Genomic DNA, 11,773 nt, shown 5'->3' with positions numbered 1-11,773 from the left:
CGGCACCGCGCGGCCAAGGTGGCTTGGGCGGGCCATCAGGCCGAGGTCCAGGAGCCATCGGCCAGCGCCGCAACGCCGGTCAACTTGATGAGGCTGTCGTTGGCGCCCAGTGCGGCCACGCTGTCGTTGACCAGGATGTAGGTGTCCGCACCGTAGCGAAAGGCAAGGGCCTTGTTGGCACCTGCGGTGGTGGCGGCCAGGGCCGTTGCTTCCAGCAGCGAGGCCGATGCAGCAATGCTGGCCAGTTCCGTGGCACCGGGTGCCGCCTTGGCCGTCGCCCTGGCGGCGTCCAGCCGGATCGCGTCGATGCCGCTGGCAAAGCCGGACACCTCGATGGCCGAAGCAGCCAGTGTGGCCGACGTGCCGAGGTTGATGTCCTTGGCCTCGGTACCTGCCAGGCCGGTGATTTTCAGCGTGTCAGCCCCTTTACCCAGGGTGATCCTGTGGGCGGCCTGGGCGTTGACTGCCACGGTAACGCCGCTGGTGCCGGCGAGCGTCAGGCCCAGCGTCTTGGTCAGCGCCGTTGCATCGATCACGGACACCCGGGCGCCGGTCACCGCAGTGGTCAGGGCCTGGTCGCCCCAGATCACCATTTTTTCCGCCTGGGCCGCGGTGATTCGAGCACTGTTGACCAAGGTGCCAGAGGACGTACCCGTGCTTCTCACGCTCAGGGTTTCGATGTTCGAGACGATGACTTCGCCATTGCCCGCCGCATGGGCCAGTGCGATGGTGGCCGCGTCCGCGGGGCCGGAGGCATTCGCGAAGTTCACGGTCAAGGCGCCACCGCCCGCGACGGAGTTCTGGATACCCACCGTGGTCCCCAGGTCCACGCCAGAGAACGTGGCGGAGGCATCTGGGCCATTGATCCACAGCTCGACCAAACCAGTGCTCCGAGCCGCGCTGAATTCAGCGCCCGCCCCCGCAGTGACATAGACCTTTTCGACACTGCGCAGCATGGGTGCCACCGTGGCACCGGCGGCCAGGGTCGCCCTCAAGGTATCGACCCCCGCAGCCCCGTCGATGGCATCGGCGCTCGACAGGAAGCCCGCAATGACTGCCAGGAAGGTGTCGTTGTTGGCTGTGCTCTTGAACTTGGCCTCGGGAGCCGTGAGCGAAATCGCATCGTCACCGGACGTCAGCGACAAGGTGACGCCGGTGACGGATTGATCGTCCCTCTCAGGTGGCCCGCTCGCATCATTGGCAGGGTCGGTGGAGAACGCGTATGAGAGCTCCAGTTCCTTGTTCCACGCCACGGCTGCTACATTGAACACGGCCTGGTCGCCGGTGGCCTGCTCCAGCCCCGACAGGATCTGGCCCAGCTGCAGGGCCACGATGCCCACATTGGCCTTGCCCACGGAAACCAGGTAGTCCCGCACGGCGACCTGCAGGCCCGCATTGGGCAGCACGCCCAGGTTGCCCAGCAGCCTGGTGGACAGCTGGTCTTCCGTCAGGCCGGCATAGGCGGCGCCAAATGACAGCGCAAATGCATTCAGTCCGATCGACGTGGCCATCACCACCTGGTTGTTGTACACCGCAGGCTGAGGCGATTGGTCATTGAACACGCGGTTCAGGATCGTCGCGGCGACGTAAGGCTCATCGAAAACGTGCTTTGTCATCAAAAGCTCCAGGAAAGGCAGGCATGTCCAGAGTGCAGAGCAAAGCCCTGCAGGCGTGAATTCAGGCGATCACGTGAAAACACCACGCGGCCGGGGTGGTTGGGGGCAACCATCAGGCCGAGGTCCACGAGGCATCGGCCAAGGCAGTCAAGCCAGTCAGCTTGACCAGGCTGTCGTTCTCACCCAGCGCGGCGGCGCCATCGTTCACGAGGATGTAGGTATCTGCTCCATACCGGAAGGCAATGGCCTTGTTGGCGCCCGCCGTGGTGGCGGCCAGGGTTGCAGCGGTCAGCAGCGAGGACGATGCAGTGATGCTGGCCAGCTGTGCGGCGCTGGGGGCGGCCTTGCCCGTGGGCGTTGCGCTGGTCAGCTGGATCATGTCGGTACCGCTCAGGAAGTCGGTCACCTCGATGGCAGAGCGGCCCAGCGCGGCGGCCGTGCCGACCTCCAGGTCACGGGCGGCAACGCCTGCCAGGCCCGCGATGTTCAGCACATCCGCCCCAGCGCCCAGCGCAATCCGGTGGGCATTGCCGGCACCGATGGTGACGGTATCTGCGCCATCGCCCGCCTCGATGACCACCCGGGCCCCCGATGCGTCGTTGATGATGAAAGTGTCTGCCCCCCTGCCTGCGGCGATGCCCACCGAGGTCAGGCCCGTGGTGGCGAAGGTCAGGCCCAGGGCCCCGGTCATGTAGGTGGCGTCGATCACCGCCACATGGGCGCCGTCCACGGCGATGTTCAGGGCCTGGCCGCCGGTCACCACGATCTGCTCGGCCGATGGGGCGGTCAGCCTGGCGCTGTTGGCCGCAGCGCCAGCCACGCTGCCCGCTGAACTGTTGACCTTGATGTTCTCCACACCGCCGGTGATGATGACCTCGTCGGCACCGGAGGCTCCGGCGAAGTCGATGCTGGCGGTGTCCGACGGACCGGAGGCATCCGCATAGCTGACCGTCAACGGCCCCCCGGCCTGGGAGTTCTGGACACCCACCGTGGTGCGCAGGTCCAGGCCGGACAAGCTGGCCGCCCCGGCAGCGGAATCCACCCACACCTCCTGCAAGCCCGTGGACCGGCTGGCGTCGAACTGGGCCGCAGCGCCCGCGGTGATCATCACTTTTTCGATGTACTGCAACGCAGGCGTCACCCGCTCCCCCGCCGCCAGTGCGGCTTTCAGCACGTCCTTGTCGATGCGAGCGCCGTCCTTGATCGAGTCTGCGCTGCCCAGTTGGCCGGGCAACAGGGCCAGGATGGTGTCGTGGTTGCCCGTGGTCTGGAACTGGCGTTGCGTGGCCTCCGGGGACAGGACATCGTTCCCCTCGGTCAGCGACAGGGTGACCCCGGTGCCGGGCATGTACGTCAGATCGGCCCCCCGGTTGGTCGCGGGGTTGCTGGAGTAGAGGTGGGAAGCCGCCAGTTCATTGTTCCAGCGCAACGCGGCAGGTGCGTAGACGGCCAGGTCGCCGGTGGCGTTTTCAAGGCCCGACAGAATCTGGCCGAGTTGCAAGGCCACAATGCCCACGTTGGCCTTGCCGACGGTGGCCAGGTAGTTCGTCAGTTCGGCCTGCAACGGGGCTTTGGGCAGCAGGCCCATGCGGGCCAGCAGCATGGTGGACAACTGGCCCTCGGTCAGGTCCTGGAACTGGGCGTGCGACGCGAATGCGCGGGCCACCGGGTTGGCGCCGGTTGCGTTGATCGTCTGGGCGAAATACTCGTACGTGCTTTGGCTGGGCGACGCGTCGTAGAAAACCCGGAACAACGCCGAAGCCTCTGCATACGATCCAGAAATTTGTGCCGGCATCGGACCCTCCCGCGCGGTGGTGATTGATGCGGCAAGCGTAAGCCGCAGCCGTTCACCAGGGTGTGCCCGCCGTCACAATGAAACTTTTCGACACCAAAGGCCGGGCCCGCTGCTGGGGCAGCACAGACCACGCGGAACGCACGAACAGAGCGCCGCCCACGGGGGCACGCCGGGGCCAGCGGTCAGGCCGCAGCCGTGATCAAATCCAGCGGCCAGCGCGGCTTCACATCGAAGGCGTACTCGGTGCTGGCCTGCTGCTGCCCCGACTCCAGCCGCATGGCAGCCGCCATGGCGATCATGGCGCCGTTGTCGGTGCACAGGTGCAGCTCGGGGTAGTGCACGCGCACCTTGTTTTTGGCGCAGGCCTCGTTGAGCTGGTTGCGCAAGTGGCGGTTGGCACCCACGCCGCCGGCCACGACCACGCGCTTCATGCCGGTCTGCTTGAGGGCGGCCAGGGTTTTCTTCACCAGCACGTCGACGATGGCGGCCTCGGTGCTCGCGGCCAGGTCGGCCTTGCGCGCTTCGAGTTCATCACCGAGCTTTTTCGCCTGCGTGAGCACGGCGGTCTTGAGCCCCGCGAAAGAGAAATCCAGGTCGCCGCTGTGCAGCAGCGGGCGTGGCAGCTTGAAGGCCGTGGCGTCGCCCTGCTCGGCCAGCTTCGACAGCGCGGGGCCGCCCGGGTAGCCCAGGCCCATGAGCTTGGCCGATTTGTCGAAGGCCTCGCCTGCCGCGTCGTCGATGGTTTCGCCCAGGATCTCGTAGCGGCCCACGCCGTCCACGCGCATGAGCTGCGTGTGGCCGCCGGACACCAGCAGCGCGACGAAGGGGAACTCGGGTGGATCGGCGCTCAAAAAGGGCGAGAGCAGGTGCCCCTCCAGGTGGTGCACGCCCAGCACGGGCTTGCCCAAAGCGGCGCCCAGGGCACATGCCACACCGGCACCCACCAGCAGCGCGCCGGCCAGGCCCGGGCCACGGGTGTAGGCCACCACGTCCACGTCGGCCAGGCTCTTGCCGGATTCGGCCAGCACCTGGCTGGCCAGCGGCAGCACGCGGCGGATGTGGTCGCGGCTGGCCAGCTCGGGCACCACGCCGCCATAGGCCTGGTGCATTTCGATCTGGCTGTGCAGCGCGTGGGAAAGCAGTGCGGGCACCTGGCCCTCCACGCGCGTTTCCACCAGGGCCACGCCGGTTTCATCGCAGGAAGACTCAATGCCCAGTATCAACAACGTCATGGCCCCGAGTGTAGAGGGCCTGCCCTGGAGGCAAGGCGCCACAATCGGACAACCCCACGCATTGCAAGCCTCACCCCCATGGCCGACGTCCTCCACTTCCATTCCCCCCAGGCAGCGCAGATGCTGCTCCTGGCCCAGCAGGTGCGGGCCTGGGAGCGCGTGGCACCTGCGGAGTACCAGGCCCTGCAGCAGCGCCAGTTGCACACGCTGATGCGCCATGCCCACCAGCACTCGCCCTTCTGGCGCGAGCGGCTGGAGGCAGCTGGGTGGCCCACCGAAACCTCACCCGGTGCAGTGCTGGCACGCCTGCCGCTGCTCACCCGCGCAGACCTGCAGACGCACTTTGCCCAGGCACGCGCACGTTGGCCCGGCCTGGAGGAGGCGGGCATCGCCACATCGACCACCTCGGGCTCCACCGGCGAGCCCGTGCGTGTGGAAAAGGCCAGCGCCATGTATTCGCCCCTGTATGCCGCCATCTCCTGGATGGAGGCCCAATGGCACCAGCGCGATGCAGCGCGCAAGATTGCCGTGCTGGGCACCGGCCTCACCGACGGCACGCGCGACAGCTGGGGCGACATGTACGCCGCACTGGGCCTGCGCGGCCCCTGCGTGGTGCGCAACATCACCCAGCATGGCATGGAGTCGCACCTGGACTGGCTGCTCGCGCACCGGCCCGACTACCTCAAGTGCAGCCCGATGGCTGCGGCAGAGCTGGCGCGGCTGGCGCTGGCGAGGGGCGTGCACTTGCCCATCCGGCAGGTGATCTCGCAATCCGAACGGGTCACGCCCGGCCAGCGGGCGCTGTGCCTGCAGGCTTTTGGCGCGAGGATCATCGACCGCTATTCGTGCGAGGAGACCGGCTGGATCGCGCTGCAGTGCCCGGTGCACGACCACCTGCACCTGCTGGGCGCAACGACCCTCATGGAGATCGTGGATGGAGAGGGCAAGCCCTGCCCCGTGGGCGTACCAGGCCGCGTACTCGTGACCAGCCTGCACAGCTTTGCCATGCCCATACTGCGCTACGAGCTGGGCGACATCGCCGAGTGGGGTGCGCCGTGCAGCTGCGGCATGGTGCTGCCCGTGATCGCGCGCATGGGGGGCCGCACCCGGCACCAGGTACAGACCGACAAGGGCTTGATGCCCATGCCCTTTCTGGGCGACGAGCTGGGCCACATCGAGCCCATACGCGCCTTCCGCATGCGCCAGTACACGGACGGCACGCTGCAGCTGCAGATCGAGGCGCCCCGTGCGCTCACGGCAGACGAGCAGGCCGCCGTGCGTGCGGTGTTCGCCGCCAATGGCCTGGCCGACCTGCCCTTGCACGTGGAGCACCTGGCCCGCATCGACTGGCCGCCGGGGCGCAAGCGCGAGGAGTTCGAGCGCGTGGACCGCGCCTTCGAACCACCCCCCTCAACCCGTTGAAAGGCTTATTGCGGCCAGATCTTGCCCTTGCTCACGAACGCGCCCGTGCTGGTCTTGTAGCCGAAATGGACCTCGGCATTGACCGCGCGCATTTCCGCCTCCGTGAAGTCCAGCGAGGGCGTGAACCGGAGCGTGGCGGTGTTCGCCACCTGGCTTGCGAAGGCAACGGCCTCCGCATCGGCCGGCACCTGGCTGGCCCAGGTGCCGTCGCCCTTGCGGAAGAACCACAGGTCGGACAGGAAGCTTTGGCCATTGGCGGGGATGCGTGCAGCCACCCAGGCGCTGATCTTGGGGTTGGCCGCCACATCTGCCGCCGTTTGCGCCAGGGTGATGCCCAGTTGCAGGGGCTGGCCGTCAGTGGACAGCACCGCCGTTGCAAGCGTTGCGACAGAGGCCGACGCAGTGGTCGTGGTTGCCGCAGTTGTCTGCTGGTCGGTGGTGCTGACGGTGCCGGTGGCGGGGCTGGGCGCATCGACCGGGTCGGGGTAGGTCGAGGTGGTCCAGACAATCGCCGCGTAACCAGCCGCGTACTTTGCCAAGTCCACGTCGATCGCGCCCTGGATGTCGTACAGCGGGGTGCCGCTCAGCTGGCGCACATACAGCCAGTTGCCCTGGCTGGTGCTGCCCTTGCTGGCATCGAGCTGCCCGCCCACGAAGCGCACCGTGCCACCGCCATCGTGCACCACCAGGTGGTCGGCGGCAGGCTCGTTGACCAGCCGCGAGAACGTGGAGTCGATCTGTTCGGTGCTCTTGACGGCTTGGTACTCCGCTGTACCCAGGGCCGCTTCACGGACTGGCGCCGAGCCGTAACGCAGGGCGAAGGCGGACTCGGTGGCCTGCGGCGCATAGCCCGAGAACATGAACGAGCGGCTGCCCGCAGGGATGTAGATCTTGAATTCCTTGTACTGCAGCTGGTAACCCGTGAACTCGGGCAAGGCCAGCGATCCGCCGCCCGGGAAGGCGCAGCCCCCGGTGGAGTAACCAATGGCGCAGCCCGTGACGCCTTCAGGCGCGTACTGCTGCTTGAAGCCGATCTTGGTATTGAAGGTGTAGTCGTAGCTGCCGGCGGCAGGGGGCAGCGCGATGCGCAGCGGCGACTGGTGAAGCGAAACGAAATTGGCAGCGTGAGCCAGAGACACCACCGCAGAAAGACACAAGACAACCAGAAACCGCATCGACACCACTCCAGGCAAAACCAGACAGCCAGCAAAAAGCGCCCAGCGGGCGCCCACCCATTCAGTTATAAACAATAACCTTCAACCACTACGCCCTGTAGGACATGCCGCACACCAAGACGCGGCCCTGTCCCGCCATACGGGCGTGGCGAGGCTCAGAGGGGCAATCGGCAGGGAAGTTCCTGTAAAGATTCGTGCAACACCTGCCGACCGCCTGGGCTGGGATACGCGGCCTGGGTCAGGCTCGCGCAGTGCGCGCCGCCAGCAATTGCTGCACCATGGCGGCCACCGCCGTGGTCTGGGTGTCGTATTGCGACTCGGGGGCGAGCGGCGCCTCATAGGCACCATCCAGGCCGGTCAGGCCGGTGATCAGCCCCGCCCTGGCGCGCGCATACAGGCCCTTGGGATCGCGCCGGGCGCACTCATCCACCGAAGTGCTCAGGTGAATTTCATGGAACTCACCGGGAGCAAACAGGGCGCGCACCCGCTGGCGGTCGGTCTCGAAGGGGGAAACAAAGGCGCACACCACGGTCATGCCGTTGTGGGCCATCAGCCGCGCCACCTCGCCTGCGCGCCGGATGTTCTCGGCCCGGTCGGCGGCAGACAGCCCCAGGTCGGAGCACAGGCCCTTGCGCAGCTCGTCGCCATCGAGCACGCAGGCCCGGCCGCCGGCCTGGTTGATGGCCTGGGCCAGCGCGGTGGCCAGGGTGGTCTTGCCTGCGGCGGGCAGGCCGGTGATCCAGTAGACGAGGGGGTTCAAACAGGGCTCCGGGCTGGGTAGGTCGGGAAATGATCCACCTCCTACTATGCCAGCCACGGCTCCGTCCAGCACCCAAAAAAGAGCAGGCGTCTCCCTGGCCTTCGTTCTTACCAGCGGTCCGAGCGCATGCGCAGTTCCCACCCGCCGCCGCGCAGCTCGTACACGCCCACGGCGCCGTAGCGCTGCTCGCCCTTGTCGTCCCAGGTCATGGTGCCGATCACCGGTGCGTAGCCGTTGATGCTGTGCATGGCCTTGGTGATGTCCTTGGGGGCGGCGGACTTGGCTTTCTGGATCGCGGCGGACAGCACGTAGGTGCTGTCGTAGCTGTAGTGGCCGCCATAGGCCGGTGCCTTCTTGAACTCGGCCACGTACTTTTCGAGGAAGGGTTTGCCGGTGGTGAACTCCTTGGCCTCCAGCACGGGCGAGGTGGCGTAGATGCCTTCCACGATGCCGGCGCCCTTGGCCATGTCGGTGGTCTTGATGGTGTCGCCGCCCAGGAGGCGCACCTTGGTGTGGTCGACCTTCTTGAGCGCCTCCAGCAGGGCAATGGCCTGGAAGTCATTCAGGGTGGAGACGATCACCTCGACCTTGGCCGCCTTGAGTTCGCCAGCAAGGGCGTCGAAGGCCGTGGTCTTGTCGTCGAAGGACTTGCGCACCACGACTTCCTTCTTCTCGGCCTTGAGCTGCTCGGCAGCGCCGTCGGCCAGGCCCTTGCCGTAGGGGGTGCCGTCGTCCAGCGCTGCATAGCGGCTGGCGCCCAGCTGCGTGGCGGCGAACGAGCCGATGGCGCGCGCCTGCAGGGTGTCGTTGGCCACCATGCGGAAGGTGGTGGGAAAGCCCAGCTGCGTGAACTTGGGGTTGGTGGAGATGGCGATCTGCGGGATGTCCTTGGCCGCGTAGATGGGCGCGGTCTCGATGCTCACGCCCGAATTCAGGTGGCCGATGACTGCCACCACACCGGCATCCACCAGTTGCTGGGCCACGGTCTTGCCGGTGGCGGCGTCGGCCTTGTCGTCCACGGACACCACCTCCAGCGTCACGCGCTTGCCGTCCACGGTGTAGCCGCCCTTGTTGAGCTCGGCAACGGCCAGGTTCACCCCGTTGAGCAAGTCCTGCCCCAGGGCGGCCAGGGGCCCGCTCAGGGGCTGGGCGACCCCGATCTTGATGGTGTCGGGCACTTTGCCGCAGCCCGCCAACAAGGCGGTGGTGGCCACGGCGGTGAGGGCCAGGCTGGCCGAAAATCGGCGCCGGTCGATGGGCTGGTTCATGCAGGAAACTCCATATCTGTATGTCAATGTGACCGGATGTATATGCGACGCCGCCAAGAGGCGCTATCGGGTATGCCCTCCCAATACACACTCTATTAGCAAGTTTCAGGCCCTGAAAGGGGCACAGCCGCGCAAGCAAGGGTAGACACCCTCCGCGCACCAGCCCGGCGCACCAATTTGTGGCGTAAATCTTGCTATGCTGAAGGCATGAATGAGGCCTTGCGCATAGTGGTGGTTGCCCCCGATCTGGCGGTCGCCGACCCCGACGACGAGCATGCCCTGCTGCAGGCAGAGCGCTCGCGGGCGCTGCGCATCGGCCTGTTGGAAAACAACTTCAACTTGGTGGCCACGCTGCCGGCCGACGTGTTTTTGAGCGAACGCCTGGCGCAATTGCAGCCGGACCTCATCATCGTGGACGCCGAGAGCGAGGCGCGCGATGCGCTGGAGCATGTGGTGATGGCCACGCGCGACGAGCGCCGCCCCATCGTCATGTTCACCAATGACGAGGACACCTCGCACGTGAAGGCGGCCGTGGCCGCCGGCGTCTCGGCCTACATCGTGGCGGGCCTGGCGCCCCAGCGCATCCGCCCCATTCTGGATGTGGCAATGGCACGCTTTCAGCACGAGCAGGCATTGCGCGCCGAACTGGCCGACGCCAAGACCGAGCTCAAGGACCGCAAGACCATCGACCGCGCCAAGGGCCTGCTGATGGAGCGCCAGGGCCTGAGCGAGCAGGCCGCCTATGAAAAGCTGCGCAAGACGGCCATGGACAAGGGCCTCAAGCTGGCCGACGTGGCCCAGCGCATGCTCGACGTGGCCGATCTGCTGGGCTGACCGCCTGCGGCGCATCCTGCGCCGACGCCCCGCCGCGCAGCACGCCACCTATTTTCGGAGCCGGAATGGTGCACCGCACAAGATGCGTGCAGCCTGCACCACTGCCACCGGCCTGCCATCTTGTGGTGCAAGCTTGCAAAGCCCCTCTACCGCATTCACCAGCATGCTATTGAATGAATAGCAGGTTGGTGCACAGGAAAGCTGGCACAGGGCTTGCATGAACTGATCAAGACCAACGACGGTCTTCGATGAGAGGCTCCTACCCAATGGCGGGCAGGTACCTCTCGCCACCGGACACAGGCGTCCCACCCGCGCTCGGCGCTGCGTGACTTTCTTTGTGAAGTTGCAGCAGCCCGAGCGCCGGGGGGACGCCTTTTTTGTTTTTCACGCCACCAGGGGAGCCCCATGACCGATCTGCTCAAAACCAGTCTCAACCGCCGCACCGTGCTGCAGGCAGCCACCGTGGGCGCCGTGGGCGTGAGCCCAGCCCTGCGCGCTCTTGTTCACGCACAGGGCTCCGATGCGCCCGAGAAGAAGGAAGTGAAGATCGGCTTCATCCCGCTGACCGACTGCGCCAGCGTGGTGATGGCCTCGGTGCTGGGCTTCGACAAGAAGTACGGCGTGACCATCATCCCCACCAAGGAAGCCAGCTGGGCCGGCGTGCGCGACAAGCTGGTCAACGGTGAACTCGACTTCGCTCACGTGCTGTATGGCCTGGTCTACGGCGTGCACCTGGGCACGGCCGGCCCCAAGAAGGACATGGCCGTGCTGATGAGCCTGAACAACAACGGGCAGGCCATCTCGCTGTCCAAGGCGATTGCGGACAAGGGCGCCGTGGACGGCCCCTCCCTGGCCAAGCTTATGGAAAAGGAAAAGCGCGAGTACACCTTTGCCGGCACCTTCCCCACGGGCACGCACGCGATGTGGATGCACTACTGGCTGGCCGCCGCAGGCATCAACCCGCTGTCGGGCGCCAAGCTGATCACCGTGCCGCCACCGCAGATGGTGGCCAACATGCGCGTGGGCAACATGGACGGCTTCTGCGTGGGCGAACCCTGGAACCACCGCGCCATCATGGATGGCATTGGCATCACGGCGAACACCACACAGGACATCTGGAAGGACCACCCCGAGAAGGTGCTCGGTACCACCGCCGAGTTCGTGAAGAAGAACCCCAACACCACGCGCGCCGTGATGATGGCGATTCTGGAAGCCAGCCAGTGGATCGACGCCAGCCTGTCCAACAAGATGAAGATGGCCGAGACCGTGGCCCAGAAGGCCTACATCAACACCAGCGTGGACGCGATCAACCAGCGCATCCTGGGCCGCTACCAGAACGGCATGGGCAAGACCTGGGACGATCCCAACCACATGAAGTTCTTCAACGATGGTGCGGTGAACTTCCCCTACCTGTCCGACGGCATGTGGTTCCTGACCCAGCACAAGCGCTGGGGCCTGCTCAAGAGCCACCCCGACTACCTGGCCGTGGCCAAACAGATCAACCAGGTGGATCTGTACAAATCGGTGGCCAGCGCCATGAAGATCAATGTGCCCAAGGACGCCATGCGGACCAGCAAGCTCATGGACGGTGTCGTCTGGGACGGCAAGGACCCCGCCAAGTACGCCGACGGCTTCAAGATCAAGGCCTGAGGCCGCAGAGCCACCCAAACC

General features: G+C 66.2%; 9 protein-coding genes. 3 read left to right on the top strand and 6 right to left on the bottom strand.

The window, feature by feature from the left end; translation table 11 throughout:
- Positions 1–35: 35 nt before the first annotated feature.
- From ACSQ3Y_RS09935 to tsaD, 3 genes are all read right to left on the bottom strand, one after another.
- Positions 36–1,616 carry a bluetail domain-containing putative surface protein gene (locus tag ACSQ3Y_RS09935; RefSeq protein ID WP_436177145.1) on the bottom strand — a complete coding sequence of 527 codons (1,581 nt, stop codon included), beginning with the start codon at positions 1,614–1,616 and terminating at the stop codon, positions 36–38.
- Positions 1,617–1,728: 112 nt separating this feature from the next.
- Positions 1,729–3,369, bottom strand: coding sequence for a bluetail domain-containing putative surface protein (locus ACSQ3Y_RS09930; protein WP_436177144.1), 1,641 nt, complete (start codon positions 3,367–3,369; stop codon positions 1,729–1,731).
- A 224-nt stretch (positions 3,370–3,593) separates the two neighbouring features.
- Positions 3,594–4,643: a tRNA (adenosine(37)-N6)-threonylcarbamoyltransferase complex transferase subunit TsaD gene (gene tsaD / locus ACSQ3Y_RS09925; RefSeq protein WP_436177143.1), complete on the bottom strand. Its 1,050-nt coding sequence runs from the start codon at positions 4,641–4,643 to the stop codon at positions 3,594–3,596.
- A gap of 78 nt (positions 4,644–4,721) precedes the next feature.
- Between tsaD and ACSQ3Y_RS09920 the strand changes: the two genes are divergently transcribed.
- Entirely contained in the window at positions 4,722–6,065 is a 1,344-nt protein-coding gene (locus ACSQ3Y_RS09920) for a phenylacetate--CoA ligase family protein (protein WP_436177142.1), read from the top strand.
- Positions 6,066–6,070: 5 nt separating this feature from the next.
- Here ACSQ3Y_RS09920 and ACSQ3Y_RS09915 read toward each other — a convergent pair whose 3' ends face one another.
- The 3 genes from ACSQ3Y_RS09915 to ACSQ3Y_RS09905 form a co-directional block, all read right to left on the bottom strand.
- Positions 6,071–7,204: a hypothetical protein gene (locus ACSQ3Y_RS09915; RefSeq protein ID WP_436177141.1), complete on the bottom strand. Its 1,134-nt coding sequence runs from the start codon at positions 7,202–7,204 to the stop codon at positions 6,071–6,073.
- A gap of 274 nt (positions 7,205–7,478) precedes the next feature.
- The gene (gene cysC, locus ACSQ3Y_RS09910; RefSeq protein ID WP_235514206.1) at positions 7,479–8,000 is read right to left on the bottom strand and encodes an adenylyl-sulfate kinase; all 522 of its coding nucleotides are present in this window, start codon (positions 7,998–8,000) and stop codon (positions 7,479–7,481) included.
- A 107-nt stretch (positions 8,001–8,107) separates the two neighbouring features.
- Complete coding sequence (locus ACSQ3Y_RS09905; RefSeq protein WP_057199680.1) at positions 8,108–9,268, bottom strand: branched-chain amino acid ABC transporter substrate-binding protein; 1,161 nt, start codon at positions 9,266–9,268, stop codon at positions 8,108–8,110.
- Positions 9,269–9,475: 207 nt separating this feature from the next.
- Here ACSQ3Y_RS09905 and ACSQ3Y_RS09900 point away from each other — a divergent pair, with 207 nt between their 5' ends.
- On the top strand, positions 9,476–10,102 hold the full coding sequence (locus tag ACSQ3Y_RS09900; protein ID WP_057199679.1) for an ANTAR domain-containing response regulator: 627 nt from the start codon (positions 9,476–9,478) through the stop codon (positions 10,100–10,102).
- A gap of 405 nt (positions 10,103–10,507) precedes the next feature.
- On the top strand, positions 10,508–11,752 hold the full coding sequence (locus tag ACSQ3Y_RS09895; protein WP_057199678.1) for a CmpA/NrtA family ABC transporter substrate-binding protein: 1,245 nt from the start codon (positions 10,508–10,510) through the stop codon (positions 11,750–11,752).
- Positions 11,753–11,773 lie beyond the last annotated feature (21 nt).

Source organism: Acidovorax sp. LjRoot66, assembly GCF_964253305.1.
Lineage (GTDB): Bacteria > Pseudomonadota > Gammaproteobacteria > Burkholderiales > Burkholderiaceae_C > Acidovorax.
Note: the sequence above shows the minus strand (reverse complement) of the source record. Positions and strands in the feature narration are given on the sequence as shown.